The organism is Lentzea sp. NPDC020367 (genome assembly GCF_044387305.1).
In the GTDB taxonomy this organism is placed as follows: domain Bacteria; phylum Actinomycetota; class Actinomycetes; order Mycobacteriales; family Pseudonocardiaceae; genus Lentzea.
Genome location: NZ_JBIRVV010000003.1, coordinates 470,474 through 490,618, shown reverse-complemented (window position 1 = coordinate 490,618; position 20,145 = coordinate 470,474). Strand labels below are relative to the sequence as shown.

Here is a 20,145-nt window from a genome sequence, read left to right as displayed (position 1 = left end):
GAAGTCAGTCGTCCTTCAAAGTCCACTGCGGACCGTCGGGGGTGTCCTCGACGGCGATGCCCGCGTCGTGCAGCTGGTCGCGCAATGCGTCAGAGCGCGCGAAATCCCTGCTCTTGCGGGCTTCCTGGCGTTCGACGAGAAGTCGATCCACCAGGGTGGTCAACGCCTGTCGCATGCCGAGATCGGCAGACGACGCGTCGTTCCACTTCGGCGACAACGGGTCGACGCCGAGGATGTCAGCCATCCGGCGCACGCACTCGGCGGCCGCCCTGGCCGTCTCGTGGTCGCCGTCGGCGAGTGCCGTGTTGCCCTGGCGCACCTTGTTGTGCAGCGCTGCCACGGCTTGGGGCGTGTTCAGGTCGTTGTCCATCGCGACCACGAAGTCCGGGCACATGTCACCACGGAGCTCGATCGGGCCGACGCGTTCGACGGTGCGCCGCAGGAAGGACTCGATGCGGTTGTAAGCCGACACCGCCTCCTGCAACGCCTCCTCGGAGTACTCGATGTGCGAGCGGTAGTGCGGCGCCACCAGGTAGTACCGCAGCTCCTGCGCGCGGACCTTGTCCAGCATCGCGGGGATGGACACGGTGTTGCCGAGCGACTTGGCCATCTTCTCGCCCGACAGCGTCACCCAGTAGTTGTGCATCCAGTAGTTCGCGAAGCCGTCGCCGGCCGCGCGGGACTGGGCCTGCTCGTTCTCGTGGTGCGGGAAGATCAGGTCGAGCCCGCCGCCGTGGATGTCGAACGTGCCGCCGAGGTACGCCGTGGCCATCGCCGAGCACTCCAGGTGCCAGCCGGGCCTGCCGTCGCCCCACGGGGTCGGCCAGGACGGCTCACCGGGCTTGGCGGCCTTCCACAGCGTGAAGTCGCGCGGGTCGCGCTTGCCGCGCACCGCCGTCTCGCCCTGTTCCACGCCGTCGAGCCGTTGCCCGGACAGCGCGCCGTACTCGGGGAACGAGCGCACGTCGAAGTAGACGTCACCGTCGACGTCGTAGGCGTGGCCCTTGTCGATCAGCCGCTGCATCAGTTCGACCATCTGCGTGACGTGGCCGGTGGCGCGCGGCGCGTACGACGGCGGCAGGCAGCCCAGCGCGTCGTAGGCGTCCTCGAAGGCGCGCTCGTGCGTGTACGCCCACTCCCACCAGGGCCTGCCGTGGTCAGCGGCCTTGGTGAGGATCTTGTCGTCGATGTCGGTGACGTTGCGGACCAGCGTGACGTCGGCGCCGTCACGGGCGAGCCAGCGGCGCAGCACGTCGAAGTTCAGGCCGCTGCGGACGTGCCCGATGTGCGGCACGCCCTGCACGGTCGCCCCACACACGTAGATCGACGCCGTTCCGTTGACCTGCGGGTGGAACTCCCGCATGGACCGGCTCGCGGTGTCGTAGATGTGGAGGCTCACACGGGAATGGTACGGGCCACATCCAAAAGAGCGGTCGGGCGGTCACTCGTCGGAACCGGGTTGACGAGCCGGAAGGAGCAACCGATCGACTCCGCTCCGCCGTCCGCCTCCTCGCTGTCGCCGACCATCACGGCATTGCGGGGATCGACGCCCAGCCGTTCGCACGCGGTGGTGAAGATCTTCGGGTCCGGCTTGATGACGCCTTCTTCGTAGGACAGCACGAACTCGTCCACGAGGTGCGTGAGGCCATGCAGCTCGAACACGCTGCGGATGTCCCAGCCGATGTTGCTGACGACCGCGACGGGGACGTCCCTGAGGTGTTCCAGCGTCGCCCTGGTGTCCGGGTAGGGCTGCCAGGACTCGGGGTGCAGCAGCTTGTCGTAGAAGGCCTCGGCGTCGGGCACCAGCGCGTCCTCGAGGACCTTCACGTGCACCCAGCGGTGCACGTCGGGGTCGAGGTCACGCCGGTGCCAGCCGTCGGCCAGTTCGGGGTCCATCCCGTCGGCGATGCCGACCGGGGCGGTGAGGGCACGCATCAGGGCACCGTTGGACTCCAGCTCGGGGTGTTCGAGCCGGAACAGCGTGCCGGAGAAGTCGAAGAGCGCGGCGCGGATCGTCACGCCCCCGACTCTACGTGCCGGATCGCTAGGTGGTCTGGACCTTTTTGAGCTCGGCCTCGACCAGCGAGGCGTCGTAGGACAGGGTCAGCTGCAGGTCGCCCGCGCCGCGGTCGCTGGCGGCCGCGAACTCCTCCGCGAACCGCTCGATCTGCTTGAGCGGCTCGTCGGCGAGCTGTGCGGCGGCCTTGTAGAGCGCGGTGAAGCGGTCCGGCGTCGTGGTACCGCGCAGGTCGGCCGACCAGTCGAGCAGGTTCTCGTACTGCTCCACGAAGTTGTTGGCCAGGTACTTGATCTTGTCGCTGTCGCCGGGCCGGCCTGCCGGGCCGAACGCCATCTGCAGCCGGCCGGGGGAGAGCAGGTCCGCGATGCCGTTGATGATGCCGTCGAACGTGCGGCTGCGCGCCATGAAGGTGTCCAGCGCGTCCACGTCCGCCGTGATCATGCGCTTCGGCTTGACACTGCCCATCTCGTGGCTGATCCGCTTGTCCTTGAGGTTGCGCATGTGCAGCCCCACGGTGTCGGCGAACAGCTGGTACTCCCAGCCCGGCTTCGGCCCGGCGACCGCGGCACCGACCTTCTTCGCGATCATCTCGGCCAGCTCGCGCGGCGTGCGGTTGCGGATGTCCAGGTACCCGGTGCCGACGCGCAGCGCGGGGATCTCGGTGTCGTCGAAGCGCACGGGCAGCACGTACTCGGTGTCGGAGACCAGGGCGCGGTCGAACGCGGACTGCCGCTCGTGCTTCGTCCACATCTTCCTGGCGTAGGCCTCCGAAATGAACATCACGCAGAAGCGCGAGTCGTGGCGGTAGATCTGGTCCAGGTGCTCGACGAGGTTCTTGCCCCAGAGATCGGCCTGCTCGTCGGTGTCGTAGAAACGGGAGACGCCCAGCTCGGTGAGGTGGCGGGCCACCTCGTCGACGTAGGGGCGGTCTTCGCCGGCGAAGGAGAGACAAACGTCGTACTTGGGCACGAGGCGCATGTTAGTGGCGGGAACCACACCGACGTACGGGGAGTTGTCCAGGCATGAGCCTGGGGTACCTGTTCGCGATGTCGTTACCCGCGTTGGTGGCGGCGTTGTTCGTGCTCGCCGTGGTCGAGCGCTTCATGCGGGGGAAGAAGAAGGGCACGCCGATGTCCGCGGCCGGGATCGGTGAGCTCGGCGCGACGTTCGAGGCAGGCAAGCGCGAGGAGATCGAGTTCCGCAAGGAGGAACGGCTGCTGCGCGACGACGAGGGGGACGGCGCGCCGCCGCGAAGCCGGGTGGACCTCGACGGCGGCCGTGCCGTGCTCAACGTGCCCGCGCAGAGGCAGCGGAGTTAACGGCTCTAGGCGTTGCCGGTGGTCTTGGCGACCTTCACACGGACGATCACGCGGACGTTGTCCGTGCCTGCGTCGCCGGGGTAGTCCTTGCCGAGGTACTTGTGCGACAGCTCGTTGATGAGCTCGGCGCCGCCCTCGGTGGTCAGCGCCGCGTCACCGCGGAACTCGCTGTACTGGTACGGGTTGTCCTTGTTGATGACGGTGATGCTCACCCGCGGGTCGTTGCGCAGGTGGCGCTCCTTCGCCCGGCCCACGACGGTGGAGAACAGCACGTCGTCGCCGTCGCGCTTGATCCAGACGACCGAGGTCTGCGGGCTGCCGTCCTTGGTCAGCGTCGCGACCGTGGCGTAGTTCGGGCTGTCGAGGAGTTCGCGCTGCGTTTCTGAAAGCGTGGCCATGTTCGTCAGGCTACGGGGAACAGCAGGGCTGTCGCGATCGCGGCGATGCCCTCGTTTCGCCCTGTGAGACCCAGGCCGTCCGTGGTGGTGCCGGCGACCGAGACCGGGCCGCCGATCGCGTCGGAAAGCGTTTTCTGGGCTTCTTCGCGGCGCTTGCCGATGCGCGGCTCGTTGCCGATCACCTGCACTGTGGCGTTCCCCACACGGAAACCGGCCTCTTCGACGAGGCGGCGCACCTCCGTGAGCAGGACCACGCCGTGCGCGCCCGACCAGCGCGGGTCCGAGGTGCCGAAGACGGCGCCCAGGTCACCCAGGCCCGCCGCGGACAGCAGCGCGTCGCACAGGGCGTGTGAGGCCACGTCGCCGTCGGAGTGGCCGGCGCAACCGTCGACGCCCTCCCACAGCAGACCGGCGATCCAGCACTCCCGGCCCGACTCGATCGGGTGGACGTCGACGCCCTGGCCGATCCTCACTACCTGCCTCCGCTGAACAGTGCTTCCGCGACCGCGAGGTCGAACGGGGTGGTGATCTTCATGGCGTGCGCGTGGCCGGGAACCGTGTGGACGGCGACACCGTTCTTCTCCACGAGACCAGCGTCGTCAGTCGCGGCGATACCGGAGCAATAGGCGGCTTTGAGAGTCTCGGCGCGGAAACCCTGCGGGGTCTGCACGACCCGCAGGCCGGCTCGATCAGGTGTGGAGACGACCACTCCGACCTCGTCCACCTGCTTGATCGTGTCGGCGACCGGAAGTACGGGGATGACGGCGTCGAACCCGCCTCGCACAGCGGCGACGACGGCGGCGATGACCTCGGGAGGGGTGAAGGCACGAGCAGCGTCGTGGACCAGCACGATCGAGGTGTCCGGAATCACGCGGAGCGCGTGTTCGAGGGCGAGCCGCACCGAGTCGGTGCGCTGCGCGCCCCCTGAAAGCACGTGCACCGCCCCGCCGGCCGGAGCCAGCGAGGCGGTAGCGGTGTGCACCAAGTCCACATCGGACGGTGGAGCTGCGATGACGACGTGCTGAACCTGGCCTGACTCGAACAGACCTCGCACGGCACGAGTCAACAGCGGAACGCCGTTGACCGGCACGAGCGCCTTGGGCATCCCGTAGCCCAGACGCTCACCTCGCCCTGCCGCGGGCACGAGCGCGACAACACTCATGTTCGCGACTAAGTCCGATGCTCTGATTGTTTGTTGAAAGAAACTACGAGGCGGTGGCGAGAACTTCGTCGAGGAGAACCTCGGCCTTGTCCTCGTCGGTGCCCTCGGCCAGCGCAAGCTCGCTGACCAGTATCTGCCGCGCCTTCGCCAGCATCCGCTTCTCGCCGGCGGACAGCCCGCGATCCTTCTCGCGCCGCCAGAGGTCGCGCACCACTTCCGCAACCTTGTTCACATCGCCGGAGGCGAGCTTCTCAAGATTGGCCTTGTACCGCCGAGACCAGTTGGTCGGCTCCTCGGTGTGGGGAGCACGCAAGACCTCGAAAACCTTGTCGAGCCCTTCCTGGCCGACAACGTCACGCACGCCTACGATTTCGGCGTTGTCAGCGGGAACCCGAACGGTGAGGTCGCCCTGCGCTACCTTGAGAACGAGGTACTTCTTCTCCTCGCCCTTGATCACGCGGGTCTCGATTGCTTCGATGAGAGCGGCACCGTGGTGCGGGTAGACGACGGTCTCTCCGACCTTGAAAACCATGTGTCCTCTGCCCCTTTCGATGCCTCCATCCTAACACGTCCGGCAACCCTTCGATCGCTGCTCGATGATCCGTTAGTGCTGGTCAGGGCCATGCGGGGGGTTGACAAACCACCTGTTCGCGTGCAAGGTACGTCTCATCGAAGATCGACTGGCATCCCGTCGCGTCCTCGATTCGGGTCCCGGTTAGGCTCCTTGCCTGGTGGTTGTTCCCTAGGAAGGACGCTGGAGCCGTGAATTCAGGAGTGTCTCGCCGGATGATCGTGACGGCAGCGCTGGCCGCGGGCCTCGGCCTGGTGGCGGTCGGCTGCAGCGCCGGTCAGATCACCCAGACCGACACCCAGGTCGCCGCCGTCGACGGTGCGAGCGGCAACGCGGGCCCCATCGCGGTGCGCAACGTCATGCTCGCTTTCCCGCCGGACGGCAACCGGTACCGCGAAGGCGACGACGTGCCGCTGACGTTCGTCATCGCGAACTCGGGCTCAGCCCCGGACAAGCTGCTGTCGGTCAAGTCGGAGGCCTCGGAAGCCGAGGCCGAGATCGTCGGCTCGAAGGACATCCCGGCGCAGTACGCGCTGCGGGCCGAGTACGACGCCTCGAAGGCGCCGGTGAAGTCCTCTTCGCCGTCGTCGTCCGCTGCCTCGTCCTCGTCGGTCGTGCCGACCTCGGGTGCCCCGTCGTCGAACCCGTCCTCGTCGGTGACGCCGTCGTCCGGTGCCCCGTCCTCGAACGTGTCGTCCTCGAACGTGTCGCCGTCCTCGGGCGCGTCGTCGAGCGGCCGCCCGTCGGGTTCCTCCGTCGCGCCGACCTCGTCGTCGGCCGCGGTCGACCCGAGCCTCGAGGTGCTGGAGATCCGCTGCACCCTCAAGAAGCTGAACCGCGACGTGGTGGCGGCCCAGACCGTCAAGGTCACGTTCCTGTTCGAGAAGGCCGGCTCCGTGACGCTGGAGGTGCCCGTGGCGCCGTCCGAGCACAAGCGCACGAGCGAGGGCCACGACTCGGGCCACTGAGCCTCAGAGACGTGAGAACGCCGCCCCCTGGCTTCAGGGGGCGGCGTTTCTCGTTGTTCAGGAGGCCTTGAGCATCGGCAGGAACTTGTCGCGGTACGCCCACGCCAGGCCGATCTCGGCCGCGACCACGAGCAGCCCCATGACCAGGCCGCTCGGCTCCAGGAAGACGTGGAACAGGAAGATGTTCACGATCACCGGGGCGAGCAGGGCCAGCGCCAGCGGCACGAACCGGCCGACGAGCAGCAGGAGCCCCGCGACGAGCTCGACGCCGGACAACAGCTGGACCATGTACCCGGTCGCGTAGAGCGCGGTGTTGAAGGCCACGCCGTCGGGAGCCATGGTGCTGGGGTCCGGGGCGGGCATGAACATGATGAAGCCGTTCAGGCCGGTCGTGGCGAACAGCAGGCCGGTCAGCACGCGGGTGACGACGGTGGCGTAGCGGCCGAGGGCGAACTTGCGGGTCTGCGTCGCGGAAACGGTTGCGGTGCTCACTGTGTCCTCCAGGTTTGTCGTGTCCTTCCACTGATGCGTCGAACGGGCCTCCTGCGGGATCGACAAACGCGCCGAAAAATCTTCGAAGTTTCTCCGGCGACCGGCCTGACCTGCGGTGCGAGTTCGCGTTGGTCGTCCGGTCGCCCCTTCGGGTCAACCGCCGAAGGCGATTCGGGCCGAAGCGGTGCCGGACGACCAACTTCCCGGCGAACTCGCCGCCGACTGCGGAGCAGCGGCCAACAAGAACTGTCGGTGTCGTCCTCTAACGTTCTGGTCGTGGCGAAGACAGCGCGGCCGATCTTCCGTTGTGCCGAGTGCGGGCACGAGGTGGCGAAGTGGTTCGGCCGCTGCCCCGAGTGCCAGGCGTGGGGCAGCATCGAGGAACGAGGCACCGCGTCGGTGACGCGCGTGGTGGCGGGCGCGCCGACGTCCGCTGCCCGGCCCATCGGCGAGGTCGACATCGAGTCGGCGCGGGCGCTTTCGACCGGCGTCAGCGAGTTCGACCGGGTGCTGGGCGGCGGTCTGGTGCCCGGTGCGGTCGTGCTGCTGGCCGGCGAGCCCGGCGTGGGCAAGTCGACGTTGCTGCTGGAGACGGCGCACCGCTGGGCCGAGTCGCACGGCCGTTGCCTCTACGTCACGGGCGAGGAGTCCGCGGGGCAGGTGCGACTGCGCGCGGAACGCACCGGCAACCTCCACGGCGAGATGTACCTGGCGGCCGAGAGCGAGCTCAGCGCGTTGCTCGGGCAGGTCGACCAGGTGAAGCCGTCGATGCTGATCGTCGACTCCATCCAGACCATGTCGACGGTGAGCGTCGAGGGCGTGCCCGGTGGCGTCACGCAGGTGCGGACTGTCGCATCAGGACTGATCGCGATGGCCAAGGAGCGCGGCCTTCCTGTTGTCCTGGTTGGACACGTCACGAAGGACGGATCCGTTGCGGGGCCCAGGGTTCTGGAGCACCTGGTGGACGTGGTGCTGCAGTTCGAGGGCGATCGCCACTCCAGTCTGCGGCTGCTGCGCGGCATCAAGAACCGCTACGGAGCGGCGGACGAGGTGGGCTGCTTCGAGCTGCGCGACGACGGCATCGCGTGCGTGCCGGACCCGTCCGGCCTGTTCCTCACGCGGCGTGAGAAGGCCGTCGAGGGCACGTGCGTCACGGTGATCGTCGAGGGCAAGCGGCCGATGCTCGGCGAGGTGCAGGCGTTGGTGGCCAAGACGAACCTGCCCGCACCCCGGCGCGCGGTGAGCGGGCTCGACTCGGCGCGCATCTCGATGGCGCTGGCGGTGCTGGAGAAGCGCGGCAAGGTCAACCTGTTCCAGAAGGACGTCTTCACCGCCACCGTCGGCGGCATGCGACTCGTCGAGCCTGCCGCGGACCTGGCCGTGGTGCTGGCGGTGGCCTCCGCAGAACGGGAGATAGCCCTGCCCGCCGACCTGGTGGTGCTCGGCGAGGTCGGCCTGGCCGGCGAGATCAGGCGCGTCAACGGCGTCGGCAAGCGTCTCAGCGAGGCCGCGCGGCTCGGCTTCAAGAAGGCACTGGTGCCGCCGGACCACGGCCCGCTGCCGGACGGGGTGCGGGCGCTGGTGGCGAACGACCTGGTGTCGGCGCTGGAGTTGCTCGGCCTGAACCGAAAGCGCAGCAGCAAGTCCGAAGAGAAGCCAGAAGATGACTGAGTTGCTGCGCCGTGCCGTCGCGCTCGTGCCCGACGACGCGCGCAGCGACGCCGGATGCACGTCCGCGGATGTGTACGAGTACTTGGAACACGACGAGTGGGAGATCGCGCTCGACCTGCTCGGCGACTTCGACGGCATCGCCTGGCAGTCCTCGGAGTACTGGAAGCTGCTGGCGGCCGCGGCGGAGGAGCTGTACCTGCCGTCCAAGTGGTTCCACTGGCGGGAGGCAGAGACACGGCTCGGCCTGATCCGCGCAGACCTCCAGCTGGTGCCCAGCACGCGGAACCCGATTCCGGCGCAAGGCGTGCTCAGGCCGCTGTGGCACGTGGGCGGTGGCGACTACCGGGTGGCCAGGATGTGGGTCGAGTCGAAGCCCGAACTGGAGGCCGGTGGCCGCGCGATCATCCGGCTGACGGCGTTGTCGCCGGAGGGGTGGCAGCACCTCGCGCCGGGCGACGTGATCACCATGCACGAGGGACAGCCGGTGGCCGGTACGGCGACTGTGATCGAATTAGCGGGTGTTGGGGAGACACGACAGCGAGATAGGTGAGTTACTGCGGTTCGCGGCGTCCTTGGTGCCCGCGGAGGTGCAGAACTCAGACCTGGTCGACTACCTCGACCTCGAAGAGTGGGAGCTGGTTCTCACCCTGCTGGGCGACTTCGACGGCCACACCTGGCAGACCCCGCGCTACTGGGCCCTGCTGGCCGAGGCGGCGGCCGAGATGGACCAGGACGAGGCCTGGTTCCAGTGGCGCTGCGTGGAGTCGATCCAAGGCCTGCTGCGCGTGGAACTGACCCTGTCCGTCGACGCGGAACCGCTGCAGGCCAGGGGAGAACGCCCGATGTGGGACGTCACCGGCAAGCACCAGCGAGTGGCCGCGCTGTGGATCGAGTCCAAGCCGGTGCTGGGCCCAGGCGAACGCGCGACCGCACGGCTGAGGCCGTTCGTGCCGCCGGCGTGGGCGCATCTCATCCGGGGCGACGTGATCATGTTGCACGGCAGCTCGCCGGGGACCGCGAAGATCATCGAGAAGGTGCCGCCTCGCCCCTGACCCCTGGGGCTTCGGACCCGAAGTACGGCTCCGGCGTCAGGCTCCGGCTGGACCGACCGCTGACCTTGATCGCGAGTTGTCCACAGGCTGGCAAAGTTCTGACCTGCGGTTATCTGTTTCCGGATAGCCTGTGGATAGAGCGGGAACCAAATCCGGGGTTCGCGCGTTGCGTCAGGAGGAATCGCGCGGGGGAGCGGTGGGCACAGCCTCCGCCCACTTCACACGTGGCGTCGGTATGGGCACAGCTGAGGTCCCGGACATGGCACAACGGCGGCCGGACACGGTGCAGCTGAGGTCCCTGAGGTCCCAGACATGGCGACAGCGGAGATCCTGGAAATGGCACCGCCGCGGCCCTGGAACAGGACCGCGGCGGCAGCACGAACTACGAGATCACTGCGAGAGCAGCTGGGCGCAGCGGATCAGGCCCAGGTGCGAGTACGCCTGCGGGTGGTTGCCCAGCGAGCGCTCGGCGATCGGGTCGTACTCCTCGGGCAGCAGGCCGGTGGGGCCTGCGGCCGCGACGATCTGGCCGAACAGTTCCTCGGCCTCGGTGCGCCGGCCGGTGAGCAGGTACGACTCGATCATCCAGGCGGCGCACAGGTGGAAGCCGCCCTCGTCGCCCGGCAGGCCGTCGTCGCGGCGGTAGCGGTAGACGGTGGAGCCGGACCGCAGCTCCGCCTCGATGGCCGTGACGGTGGACTGGAAGCGCTCGTCGGTCGGGTCGATGAGGCCCGACAGGCCCACGAACAGCGAGGCGGCGTCGAGGTCGTCACCGTCGTAGGCCGTGGTGAACGACTGGACCTCGTCGTTCCAGCCGTTCTTCAAAACGTCCGTGGCGATCGTGTCGCGCAGCGGCACCCACGACGGGTCGAGCTCACGGCCGAACTGTTCGCCGAGCTTGATCGTCCGGTCGATCGTCAGCCAGCACATGACCTTCGAGTACACGTGGTGGCGCGGCGCGTGCCGTTCCTCCCAGATGCCGTGGTCGGGCTCGTGCCAGCGCCGCGAGACGGCCTCGGCCATCGCCCCGGCCATCGACCAGTCGGCGTCCGACAGAGAGCCGCGGGCGGTGGCCAGCTGCACGACCAGGTCTACGACCGGGCCGAACACGTCGAGCTGCACCTGCTGGTTCGCGAGGTTGCCCACGCGGACCGGGCGGGAGCCGGCGTAGCCGGGCAGCGACTCGATGACTGCTTCGGCGCCCAGCTGGGTGCCGTGCAGCGTGTACAGCGGGTGCAGCCGCTCCGGGCCCGGGATGGTCTCCAGGACGCCGTGCAGCCACGCCAGGAAGCCGTCGGCCTCCGCGTACGAGCCCACCGACACGAGTGCGGCGGCGGTCATCGCGCCGTCGCGGAGCCAGCAGTAGCGGTAGTCCCAGTTGCGGACGCCGCCGAGCTCTTCCGGCAGTGACGTGGTGGCCGCGGCCATGATCGAGCCGGAGTCCTTGTGCACCAGGCCGCGCAGCGTCAGGGCCGAGCGCAGCACCAGGTCCGTCTGCACCTTCGGCAGGTGCAGGCCCGCCGCCCAGTCCGACCAGTAGCCGGCGGCGCGGTCACGGCGCACCGACTCGGCCTGAGCGTGCTCGGAGATGTCGTCGGTGCCGCAACGCAGCTCCAGCAACACCGGCGCACCCTCGCGTGGGCGGACCACGGCGCGTGCGGTCTCCTGCACGCCGTCCGAGGTGATGTCCCAGTCGACGCCGGGGGAGCGCAGCACCATCGGGTCCGAGGTGCCGACGACCCGCAGGCCCTCGCGCTCGCGCAGTAGCCGCACGGGCACCTGGCCGAACTCCGGGCGCGGCGCGAACGTGATCACCGCGTTGGTCGAGCCGGAGATCCGCCGCACCAAATCGGTCCGGTGCGAGGCGACGTCGTGCTCCAAGTAATCCGTCACCAACAAACGCGACCAGCGGGTCTCCACGATCATCGTGCCCGGCAGGTAGCGCTGGCCCAGCGGCAGCGACCCGTGCTCCGGCTTGATCGAGAAGTGACCGGCGGCCGGACCACCCAGGAGGTCCGCGAAGATCGCCGCGGAGTCCGGTTCGGGGTGGCACAGCCAGTTGACCTTGGCGTCCGGCGTCACCAGCGCGACGGAACGCTCGTTCGCGAGCATGGTCAGGCGCTCGATCGGCACGGCCTGGTCGCCGTGCAGCCACGCGCGGCGCTCCTCCAGGAGGAACGCCAGCACCGTCGCCACGTCGGACGGGTCGCCGATGTAGTGCTCGGCCAGCGACTCGCCGGCACCCACGCGGATGCCGACGTCCGGGCCGGACAGGCGCGCGAACGCCTTCTCGTCCGTCACGTCGTCGCCCAGGAAGATCGCCGCGGTGGCGCCGACCTGGTGGCGCAGGATGTCGAGCGCCTGGCCCTTGTTGGTCTCGACGACGGCGAGCTCGATGACGGCCTTGCCCTCGGTGACCTGCACACCTTCCCAGGTGCACGGGCCGGAGCGGACGGCGGTGAGCACGGCCTCCCCGATGGCCTCGCTCGCGGCACGGCGCACGTGCACCGCGACGGAGGCGGGCTTGACCTCGAGCTGGACGCCTTCTTGGCCGTCGGCGATCTCTTCGAGCTCGGCTTCGATGCGCCGCAGCAACGCCTTGGCGTTCGCGTCCAGCGCGTGGACGAAGCCGACGTCGAACTCGGAGCCGTGCGAGCCCACTAGGTGGACCTCGCCAGGCAGACGGGACAGCGTGGCCAGGTCGCGCAGTGCGCGGCCGGAGATCACGGCTGAGGTGGTCTCGTGCAGGCTCGCCAGCGAACGGAGCGCGTTCACCGACTCCGGAAGCGGGCGTGCCTGCTCCGGGTCGGCCACGATCGGCGCGAGTGTTCCGTCGTAGTCGCTGGCGACCAGCAGTCGTGGGGTCCTGGCCAGCTGCACGATGGCGCGGCGCAGTTCGGCGGGGAGGGCCTCGGCGGTCAACGCCCCTCCTGGAGCACTCGATGGGTCAATACGGGGATCTGAAAGGATTCAGACCGAGGTCTGCGTGCCCAACGCCTCCAGGAACGACCTTGCCCAGCGATCAACGTCGTGGGTGAGGACTTGGCGGCGCAGCGCGCGCATCCTACGGCGGCCTTCAGCAGGATCGATGTCGAGGGCGGCCTGCAGAGCGTTCTTGACACCGTCCAGATCATGGGGGTTCACCAGGAACGCACTGGTCAGTTCTGCGGCAGCGCCGGCGAACTCGCTGAGCACCAGAGCTCCACCAAGATCATATCGGCAGGCCACGTACTCCTTGCACACGAGGTTCATTCCGTCCCGAACGGGCGTGACGACCATGACGTCCGCCGCGCTCATGAACGCGACGAGCTCCTCGCGGTTCACCGACTGGTGCAGGTAGTGCACGACGGGTTTGCCGACCCGTCCGAACTCGCCGTTGATCCGGCCGACCGACTGCTCGATGTCCTTGCGCATCGTCACGTAGTGGTCGACGCGTTCCCTGCTGGGAGTGGCCAGCTGCACCATCGCGACGTCCTCGGGGTCCAGGCGTCCGTCCGCGATCAGCTCGTACAGAGCGCGGATCCTGACGTCGATGCCCTTCGTGTAGTCGAGACGGTCCACGCCCAGAAGGATGCGCTTGGGGTTGCCCAGGTCCGCTCGAATCTGCTTTGCGCGGGCCTGCGTCTCCTTGCGCCGGGCGACCGCGTCGAGCCCCGCGCTGTCGATCGAGATGGGGAACGCGCCGACGCGCACGGTGCGGTCGCCGACCTGCACGACACCTGGCCGGGTCCTGACACCCACGGTGCCGCGGCTCGGCTCCAGGCCCACGAGCCGGCGGGCCAGCCAGAGGAAGTTCTGCGCGCCGCCGGGCCGGTGGAAGCCCACCAGGTCGGCGCCGAGCAGCCCGCGGATGATCTCCGTGCGCCACGGGAGCTGCATGAACAGCTCGACCGGCGGGAACGGGATGTGCAGGAAGAAGCCGATCTTGAGGTCGGGCCGCTGCTCGCGCAGCATCGCCGGGACGAGCTGCAGCTGGTAGTCCTGCACCCACACCGTCGCGCCCTGGGCGGCGACCTTCGCCGTCGCGTCCGCGAACCGCTGGTTGACCTTCACGTAGGCGTTCCACCAGTGCCGGTGGAACGCGGGCTGCGCCACGACGTCGTGGTAGAGCGGCCAGAGCGTGCCGTTGGAGAAGCCCTCGTAGTAGTCCTCGACCTCTTTCGCGGACAGCTCGACCGGGTGCAGCAGCAGTCCGTCGTCCTCGAACGGCGGCACCTCGGTGTCCGCGACGCCGGGCCAGCCGACCCAGGCGCCGCTGTGTGAGCGGAGGAACGGCTCGAGCGCGCTGACGAGACCGCCAGGGCTGTGTTTCCACCGCTCGGTTCCGTCAGGCAAGCGCTCCAGGTCAACCGGCAGCCGGTTGGCCACGACTACGAATTCCGCCCCGTTCTCGCCAATGTCCATGCTCACGAATCTGAGGCTAGTGCGGACACGTGCTGTCGGCGTGCCGTGTAACCCCCGTCACAGCGAGTTTCACTCCAAACGACGCTTGGAGGGTTTGAGCGGCCCGGACATGCGCGGACCAGCGAACTTGCGCTCCAAACGGCCCAGTCCGGTGCGCACGGGCTGGGCCAGGTACTCGCCGAACACGACCCCTCCGGCCAGAGCGAGAGCAATGCCACTCGCGAACACGAGCGTGCTCAAACCGGCCGGATCGCCCTCCGCGGTGAGCTGGAACAGACCCCGGTAGGTGGTCCAGCCGGGCAGCAGCGGCACGACGCCGGCCTGGACGACGACGAGCGTCGGGATGCGCAGCCGGCGGGTCATCGTCGCGCCGCCGAACCCGGTGATCGCGGCGGCCACGGCGGAGCCGAGCAGCGCGTCCAGGCCGAAGCTCGTCATGAGTCCGTAGGCGGCCGTGCCGATCGCGCCGGAGATGGCGGCGGCGACGAGCGCGCGGGGCCGGGCGTAACAGGCGAGCGCGAAGAACGCACTCGTCGCCGCGCCGGCCGCGAACTGCATCGGCACCGCGGAGATCAGCGCTGGCAACGGGTCGCTGAGCCGGATGTCCAGTCCGAAGTGGACGGCCGCGCGGATCGCCAGCGCGACACCCGCGATCAACCCCGCGCTGAGCAGCACGGTCTCGACCGTGCGGCCGGCGGCGGTGACGTTGTAGCCGGAGATCGCGTCCTGCACGGTGCTGACGAGCGCGAGCCCGGACAGCAGCACGACGATCCCGACGGCGACGAGCAGACTCGGCCGCACCGGCAGCAACCCGGTCGAGTAGATGGCCAGCGCCGCACCCGTGCCGAGCGCGCCGCCCACCAGTTGCTGGAAGAAGAACGGCAGGTTGCGGCGGTTGAGGATGCGGCCGACCCGGTCGACCACGGCGGTGATGGCCGCGGCGGTGAGCGCGAGCACCAGCCCGCCGCCCACGAGGAACGCCACCGCGGCGGCCATTCCGCCCCATGCGGCGGTGGCGACCCAGCGCGGATACGGGTGCTTGGCGTTGGTGATGTCTTCAAGCCGTGCGTGCGCTTCTTCGATCGGCCCCAGATTGCGCACGAGATGTTCGACGTCCGCGAGTCGCGTGTAGTCGAGACTGCGCTGCCGGACAACGCGTATCGAGGTGATCGGCAACGCCTCTGTGCCGCGATGACACGACACGCTGATAGAGGTGTAGATCACGTCGACTTCTGTGTGCGGCAGTCCATAGCTCTCGGTGACTGAGAGAATCGTCGCTGTCACATCGGCCGCGCCGGCCCCACTGGACATTTGGACCTCACCGATCTTCAGGGCGAGATCGAGTACCAGGTGAACCGTGGTGTCATCGGGCAGAGCGGGGCCGTGCAGGCTGTTCGTGGAAATCTTGGGCACCTCCGTCGTGTGATCGTGACGGGGACTTCGACTGTTGCTGTGTCATCGGCCACCTCCGATCGGGCGACCCGAAAAGGAGGACATGATCACTGTCCGTTGGTTACCCTCCTGACCTGGTCAAGGCGGTCACTCCGACGCATTGATCCACTCAGTTGGTTGGTCTGCCTCCGGTCGGAGCAATCCGATCACACTGAGAGCAGACCGTTCGCCGCAGGTAGCACCCGCAACGGGCGCTTACGATGTTCGCGAACACGAGCCGGCCGGCGTAGCTCAATTGGCAGAGCACTCGCCTTGTAAGCGAAAGGTTAGGGGTTCGATTCCCCTCGCCGGCTCTATCAGAGAAGAGGGTTCGCCCAGGTGGGCGGGCCCTCGTCTCATTTCGGCCGACCGCCGTTCAGCTTTTGCGGACGAGTCCGGTAAAGCCCGCGACGCTGAGCGTGGCGAACGACCAGCCGAGGATCTGCACGACCCAGCCTGCTCCTGTCGCCCACTGCCCGGCTGGTCCGTTCGCCAGTTCGCATCTCGGTGTGCCACCGAGCTTCACCAGCGGGATGGCGAGATCCGCCGCAAGACTGATTCTGTTCACAGGTGAACACGAGTCGGCGGGGCGGTCCTTGGCCGGTGTCAGGCCGTTATAGGCGTTCGTTGTCCACACGAGACAGAGCGCGAGCAGGAACGTCACGAGTAGGCCAATCACCGCCCTGGAGGGCCGGTAGCCGTAGCCCAGAGTGACGCCCAGGAACCAGTGCCACAGCTTGTTGCCGGGGTCGCCGCGGCGTCTGAGGTCCTGCTGCTGGGCGATCAGCACGCGACGGGCGGTGTGCTCGTGGCCGGCGGAGCGGTGCACGGCGGCGAGCTGTTGGTACGGCTGGGCCTCGTAGCGGATCGTGTGATCGCGCAGCATCGTGAGCCAGGCATCAACGCTGCCGCGTGTGACCTGATAAGTCAGGTCGTGCAGGGTGACCCTGGCCAAGCCCTCGGTCTTGATAGCGAACGCTCGTCCAACCTTGGTGGCCGTCAGGTCGAGTTCAGGATCGGAGCCGCTGTTGACGATCTCGTTCGGCACGCAGATGAGCGCGCCTCCTACGTCGCAGCTGCTGATTTCCAGGGCCGCGCCTCGAAAGCTGCTCGCGTGGATCTCTACGTCCCGCACGTTCAGGCCTCCGTTCACGGTTGCCTTGTGCACGGACACGGCCTGACCGCTGCGGTTGCGCACGAGTCCGGAAAGCACGATGGCTCCGCTGACGTCCATGCTGACCATGCGGATCGTGTTGTCGCGGGTGTTCGAGACCGCGTTGATCCCGTCGAGCCGCACCTCGCCGCGGACCTGGGTGCCGTCGATGCACAACGCGTTGCCCTGCTCGCTCCGCAACACCGCTCCGGACAGGTCCACTTCGCCCGTGGCAGCTTCGATTATCGAGACGGCGTCACCTTCGCCCTGCCCGCGCAGGATCGCGCCGTCCAATGAGAACACGCCGCCGACCTTCGCTCCGTTCGCGACGATCGCGGGACCGTCGAGGCCTGTGATGGTCGAGCCGTCGAGGACGACGTCACCGCCGATCTCTGCGTTCTCCAGGTAGAACGCCACGCCACCTCGGTACTGGGGGTGGTTGTAGAGGTTCCGTGCCATCAACGAGCCACCGACCTTCAGGCCATAGGCGGTGAACGAGCCGATGCTCGCCGCGCTGAGTCTGAAGGTGCCGTCGATCTGGGCATGTTCGAGTTCGAGGATGTCGGAGAAGCGGCCGCCACCCAAGTTGAGCTCGCGGGTGCGCAGGCCTTTCGCCCGCAGACCCCACACGTTCGTGCTGCTGAGGTCGATCGTGCCGATCTGCGCGTGCCGCAGGGTCATCTCTTCCGGGAGGTGGCAGCCGACTAGGGTCAGCGGCCCGGTCATCGTCAGGAAGTCGAGGTCGAGGAGGCCGTCGATCCACGTCCGGTAGATCGTCACGCCGGCCGGTGAGTCCTGCGCTTCGAGCACCCTCGTGCGGACGTCCTCCGCACGCATGAAGGTGTGTTTCTCGTCCTGCTCTGTCTCGTTAGGACGTGACATTGTGGGACCCATGTCCTACCTCGCGGATAGCGCGCGCTACGACCAGATGACGTACCGGCGGACGGGACGCAGCGGCCTCAAGCTGCCCGCCATCTCGCTCGGCCTTTGGCACAACTTCGGCGGCGACCGGCCCTACGAGTCGGGTCGCGGGATCGCGCGGAGGGCGTTCGACCTCGGTGTCACGCACTTCGACCTCGCCAACAACTACGGTCCGCCCTACGGCTCGGCGGAGATCACGTTCGGGCAGATCCTGAAGGATGATCTCAGGCCGTACCGCGACGAGCTCGTCATTTCGACGAAGGCGGGCTACGACATGTGGGCCGGGCCGTACGGGGAGTGGGGCAGCCGCAAGTACCTGCTCAGCTCGCTCGACCAGTCGCTGACGCGGATGGGCCTCGACTACGTCGACATCTTCTACTCGCACCGGTTCGACCCGGAGACGCCGCTCGAAGAGACGATGGGCGCGCTCGTGTCCGCGGTCCAGCAGGGCAAGGCGCTCTACGTCGGCATCTCGTCGTACTCGCCCGCCAAGACCCGCGAGGCCGCCGAACTGCTCCGGTCCGCTGGTGTGCCGTTGCTGATCCACCAGCCGTCGTACTCGATGCTCAACCGCTGGATCGAGCCGGAGCTGCTCGATGTGCTGGAGGAGGTCGGCGCCGGCTGCATCGCGTTCTCGCCGCTCGCGCAGGGCATGCTGACCGACCGCTACCTCAACGGCGTTCCCGAGGGCTCGCGCGCGTCGCAGGGCAAGTCGCTGTCGACGGACCTGCTGACCGAGCAGAACCTCGGCCGCATCCGGTCGCTCAACGAGATCGCGAAGTCGCGCGGCCAGTCGCTGGCCCAGCTCGCGCTGACCTGGACGATCCGCGACCCGCGCGTCACGTCGGCGCTGATCGGCGCGTCCTCGGTCGGGCAGCTGGAGCAGAACCTCGCGGCCCTGCAGGCGCCGCCGCTGACCGACGACGAACTCGCCGAGATCGACAAGTACGCCGTCGAGTCGGGCATCGACCTGTGGGCGACGAGCTCGCAGGCCGACTAGCGAGCGCCGTGACCGCCAACCTTCACCGCGTCTTCCGGCGCTCAGCAGGGCATCTCGCGGCACCGCCCCCGCGCCCCCGTACAACCAGTACGAGGGCGCGGGGGCGGCACCGCGATATGCCCGTCTGACCGTCGAAAGACGGGGCAAAGGTTGGCGGTCACGGCGCTCATGGCCGCCGAGGAAGACGGATCGTGAAGACCGTCGACCCCGGCCGGCTGGCCAGCTCGATCGTGCCGCCGTGCGCCTGCACCAGCGACTGCACCACGGCGAGGCCGAGACCGCTGCCGCCGCGCTGACGGGTCCGCGAGTCGTCCACCCGGTAGAACCTGTCGAAGATCCGTGCCTGGTCGGCCTCCGGAATTCCGGGGCCGGTGTCGCTCACCCGGATCACCGCCCAGCCGTTCTCGGCCGTCACCTTCAACGACACCGCGGTGCCGGCGGGCGTGTGCACGGCCGCGTTGGTCAGCAGGTTGTCGAGCACCTGCCGCAACCGAGTCGGGTCGGCGGTCATGGTCACCGTGTCGGCGTCGACGTCCAGCGCGTGCGAAGGCCTGCCGGCTCGGAACGCGTCCGCCGCCGCCTCCGCGATCACCGACAGGTCCAGCTCCTCGGGCCGCAACGGTGGTTCGGTCGCCGCGGAGTCCAGGCGTGCCAACAACAACAGGTCGTCGAGCAGCACGCTCATCCGTGATGCCTCGGACCGCAGTTTCTCCAGGTGCTTCTCGCGCTCGCCCGGTTCGTTGGCCGCCGCGTACTTGAACAGGTCCGCGTAGCCGCGCAACGACGTGAGGGGTGTGCGCAGCTCGTGCGAGGCGTCGGCGATGAACCGGCGCAGGCGTTGTTCGGCGGCCGTGCGCGCGACCAGCGACGTGTCGATGTGCGCGAGCATCTTGTTGAACGCCTCGCGCAGCTCCTCGACCTCCACGCCGCCGCCTCGGCTGTCCACGCGCACGGCGAGATCGCCCGAGTCGGTCAGGTCGTGCGACGAGATGTCGTGCGCGGTGTCGGCCATGTCCGACAGCGGTTGCATGCCCTTGCGGATCAGCGCCTGGCCGCCCACCACCAACGCGACCAGCGCGGCCAGGAACGCGATCACGCCGACCGTGACGAGCTGGGAGATCGTGCCGTCCCTGTCCTGCATCGGGGCCGCGCTGACCACGATGTACTCGTCCTTGATGACCTGGCAGGCGCGCAGCCGGAACTTGCCCTCGTCGCGCAGGTACTCCGTCTCGAACTTGTCCGCCGTGAGCGCCTGCTTCGCGAGGGCGTCGAACTCCTCGCGGTCCTGCGGCTGCTGGTCGCCGGGCAGGGGCGTGACGCCGCCGTCCTCGATCTTGTAGACGACCGCGAACCAGTCCGGCGGGATCTTGGTGATCTTGCCGTAGTACTCGACCTCCTTGGCCGCGCCCTGCTGGCTGATCACCATCTGGTCGTCGAGGCGGCGGTCGAGGAAGTCCTTCATCGACGTGACCATGACCCAGCCGACGATCACGAACACGGTCAGCGCGAGCGCGCCGAGGCCGAGCGCGAGGCGGGTGCCGAGCCGCCAGTCGCGGACGGGCTTCAGTCCGAGCTTCATCGCG

The 20,145-nt window shown here is 68.4% G+C and carries 19 protein-coding genes and 1 tRNA gene; 7 read left to right on the top strand and 13 right to left on the bottom strand.

The features are described from left to right. Positions 1–4: 4 nt before the first annotated feature. The 3 genes from cysS to ACH413_RS14655 are packed head-to-tail and all read right to left on the bottom strand — an operon-like array spanning position 5 to position 2,989. Entirely contained in the window at positions 5–1,399 is a 1,395-nt protein-coding gene (gene cysS / locus ACH413_RS14665) for a cysteine--tRNA ligase (protein ID WP_360049221.1), read from the bottom strand. Continuing rightward, on the bottom strand, positions 1,396–2,019 hold the full coding sequence (locus tag ACH413_RS14660; RefSeq protein ID WP_360049223.1) for an HAD-IA family hydrolase: 624 nt from the start codon (positions 2,017–2,019) through the stop codon (positions 1,396–1,398). The genes cysS and ACH413_RS14660 overlap by 4 nt, the downstream gene beginning before the upstream one ends. 25 nt (positions 2,020–2,044) lie before the next feature. Beyond that, positions 2,045–2,989, bottom strand: coding sequence for a TIR domain-containing protein (locus ACH413_RS14655; RefSeq protein WP_360049225.1), 945 nt, complete (start codon positions 2,987–2,989; stop codon positions 2,045–2,047). 53 nt (positions 2,990–3,042) lie between these two features. On the opposite strand from ACH413_RS14655, the gene ACH413_RS14650 reads away from it, so the two are divergent. After that, a complete protein-coding gene (locus ACH413_RS14650; protein ID WP_360049226.1) occupies positions 3,043–3,339 on the top strand; it encodes a DUF6191 domain-containing protein in 297 nt (98 codons plus the stop codon). Between the two features lie 5 nt (positions 3,340–3,344). Here the strand turns inward: ACH413_RS14650 and ACH413_RS14645 are convergent, their stop codons facing one another. From ACH413_RS14645 to ACH413_RS14630, 4 genes are read right to left on the bottom strand one after another with little or no spacing between them, the layout of a single operon-like run. Further along, positions 3,345–3,737, bottom strand: a complete 393-nt coding sequence (locus tag ACH413_RS14645) for a PPOX class F420-dependent oxidoreductase (protein ID WP_360049227.1) — start codon at positions 3,735–3,737, stop codon at positions 3,345–3,347. Positions 3,738–3,742: 5 nt separating this feature from the next. Next, on the bottom strand, positions 3,743–4,210 hold the full coding sequence (gene ispF / locus ACH413_RS14640; RefSeq protein WP_360049228.1) for a 2-C-methyl-D-erythritol 2,4-cyclodiphosphate synthase: 468 nt from the start codon (positions 4,208–4,210) through the stop codon (positions 3,743–3,745). Next, positions 4,210–4,899: a 2-C-methyl-D-erythritol 4-phosphate cytidylyltransferase gene (ispD, locus tag ACH413_RS14635; protein ID WP_360049230.1), complete on the bottom strand. Its 690-nt coding sequence runs from the start codon at positions 4,897–4,899 to the stop codon at positions 4,210–4,212. Before ispD ends, ispF begins: the two co-directional genes overlap by 1 nt. Positions 4,900–4,942: 43 nt before the next feature. Beyond that, positions 4,943–5,431, bottom strand: coding sequence for a CarD family transcriptional regulator (locus tag ACH413_RS14630; RefSeq protein WP_012782996.1), 489 nt, complete (start codon positions 5,429–5,431; stop codon positions 4,943–4,945). Between the two features lie 254 nt (positions 5,432–5,685). On the opposite strand from ACH413_RS14630, the gene ACH413_RS14625 reads away from it, so the two are divergent. After that, on the top strand, positions 5,686–6,438 hold the full coding sequence (locus ACH413_RS14625; RefSeq protein ID WP_360049232.1) for a hypothetical protein: 753 nt from the start codon (positions 5,686–5,688) through the stop codon (positions 6,436–6,438). A 57-nt stretch (positions 6,439–6,495) separates the two neighbouring features. Here the strand turns inward: ACH413_RS14625 and ACH413_RS14620 are convergent, their stop codons facing one another. Further along, on the bottom strand, positions 6,496–6,930 hold the full coding sequence (locus ACH413_RS14620; RefSeq protein ID WP_360049234.1) for a hypothetical protein: 435 nt from the start codon (positions 6,928–6,930) through the stop codon (positions 6,496–6,498). Positions 6,931–7,206: 276 nt separating this feature from the next. Here ACH413_RS14620 and radA point away from each other — a divergent pair, with 276 nt between their 5' ends. The 3 genes from radA to ACH413_RS14605 are packed head-to-tail and all read left to right on the top strand — an operon-like array spanning position 7,207 to position 9,653. After that, positions 7,207–8,601: a DNA repair protein RadA gene (radA, locus tag ACH413_RS14615; protein ID WP_360049236.1), complete on the top strand. Its 1,395-nt coding sequence runs from the start codon at positions 7,207–7,209 to the stop codon at positions 8,599–8,601. Further along, positions 8,594–9,151 carry a hypothetical protein gene (locus tag ACH413_RS14610; protein WP_360049237.1) on the top strand — a complete coding sequence of 186 codons (558 nt, stop codon included), beginning with the start codon at positions 8,594–8,596 and terminating at the stop codon, positions 9,149–9,151. Before radA ends, ACH413_RS14610 begins: the two co-directional genes overlap by 8 nt. A gap of 37 nt (positions 9,152–9,188) precedes the next feature. Then, on the top strand, positions 9,189–9,653 hold the full coding sequence (locus ACH413_RS14605; protein WP_360049239.1) for a hypothetical protein: 465 nt from the start codon (positions 9,189–9,191) through the stop codon (positions 9,651–9,653). 390 nt (positions 9,654–10,043) lie between these two features. Here ACH413_RS14605 and otsB read toward each other — a convergent pair whose 3' ends face one another. The 3 genes from otsB to ACH413_RS14590 form a co-directional block, all read right to left on the bottom strand. Then, positions 10,044–12,575, bottom strand: a complete 2,532-nt coding sequence (gene otsB / locus ACH413_RS14600; RefSeq protein WP_396424984.1) for a trehalose-phosphatase — start codon at positions 12,573–12,575, stop codon at positions 10,044–10,046. A 48-nt stretch (positions 12,576–12,623) separates the two neighbouring features. Then, positions 12,624–14,057 (bottom strand): trehalose-6-phosphate synthase, encoded by a 1,434-nt coding sequence (locus ACH413_RS14595; RefSeq protein WP_360048692.1) that lies wholly within the window; start codon positions 14,055–14,057, stop codon positions 12,624–12,626. A 69-nt stretch (positions 14,058–14,126) separates the two neighbouring features. After that, positions 14,127–15,470 (bottom strand): threonine/serine exporter family protein, encoded by a 1,344-nt coding sequence (locus ACH413_RS14590; protein ID WP_360048685.1) that lies wholly within the window; start codon positions 15,468–15,470, stop codon positions 14,127–14,129. A gap of 259 nt (positions 15,471–15,729) precedes the next feature. Here ACH413_RS14590 and ACH413_RS14585 point away from each other — a divergent pair. After that, positions 15,730–15,802: transfer RNA gene (locus ACH413_RS14585), tRNA-Thr, on the top strand. Positions 15,803–15,864: 62 nt separating this feature from the next. Here the strand turns inward: ACH413_RS14585 and ACH413_RS14580 are convergent. Then, a complete protein-coding gene (locus tag ACH413_RS14580) occupies positions 15,865–17,478 on the bottom strand; it encodes a hypothetical protein (RefSeq protein ID WP_360048683.1) in 1,614 nt (537 codons plus the stop codon). Positions 17,479–17,533: 55 nt separating this feature from the next. Here ACH413_RS14580 and mgrA point away from each other — a divergent pair, with 55 nt between their 5' ends. Beyond that, positions 17,534–18,562 carry an L-glyceraldehyde 3-phosphate reductase gene (gene mgrA / locus ACH413_RS14575; protein ID WP_360048681.1) on the top strand — a complete coding sequence of 343 codons (1,029 nt, stop codon included), beginning with the start codon at positions 17,534–17,536 and terminating at the stop codon, positions 18,560–18,562. Between the two features lie 166 nt (positions 18,563–18,728). Here the strand turns inward: mgrA and ACH413_RS14570 are convergent, their stop codons facing one another. Then, positions 18,729–20,141: a HAMP domain-containing sensor histidine kinase gene (locus ACH413_RS14570; RefSeq protein ID WP_360048679.1), complete on the bottom strand. Its 1,413-nt coding sequence runs from the start codon at positions 20,139–20,141 to the stop codon at positions 18,729–18,731. Positions 20,142–20,145: the final 4 nt, after the last annotated feature.

What these genes read in the sequence shown, in the direction of transcription:
- ACH413_RS14630 (WP_012782996.1), bottom strand. Translation starts at nt 5,431, where the DNA reads ATGGTTTTCAAGGTCGGAGAGACCGTCGTCTACCCGCACCACGGTGCC.
- mgrA (WP_360048681.1), top strand. Translation starts at nt 17,534, where the DNA reads ATGTCCTACCTCGCGGATAGCGCGCGCTACGACCAGATGACGTACCGG.
- ACH413_RS14580 (WP_360048683.1), bottom strand. Translation starts at nt 17,478, where the DNA reads ATGCGTGCGGAGGACGTCCGCACGAGGGTGCTCGAAGCGCAGGACTCA.
- ACH413_RS14625 (WP_360049232.1), top strand. Translation starts at nt 5,686, where the DNA reads ATGATCGTGACGGCAGCGCTGGCCGCGGGCCTCGGCCTGGTGGCGGTC.
- ACH413_RS14610 (WP_360049237.1), top strand. Translation starts at nt 8,594, where the DNA reads ATGACTGAGTTGCTGCGCCGTGCCGTCGCGCTCGTGCCCGACGACGCG.
- ACH413_RS14595 (WP_360048692.1), bottom strand. Translation starts at nt 14,057, where the DNA reads ATGGACATTGGCGAGAACGGGGCGGAATTCGTAGTCGTGGCCAACCGG.
- ACH413_RS14645 (WP_360049227.1), bottom strand. Translation starts at nt 3,737, where the DNA reads ATGGCCACGCTTTCAGAAACGCAGCGCGAACTCCTCGACAGCCCGAAC.
- ispD (WP_360049230.1), bottom strand. Translation starts at nt 4,899, where the DNA reads ATGAGTGTTGTCGCGCTCGTGCCCGCGGCAGGGCGAGGTGAGCGTCTG.
- ACH413_RS14570 (WP_360048679.1), bottom strand. Translation starts at nt 20,141, where the DNA reads ATGAAGCTCGGACTGAAGCCCGTCCGCGACTGGCGGCTCGGCACCCGC.
- ACH413_RS14650 (WP_360049226.1), top strand. Translation starts at nt 3,043, where the DNA reads ATGAGCCTGGGGTACCTGTTCGCGATGTCGTTACCCGCGTTGGTGGCG.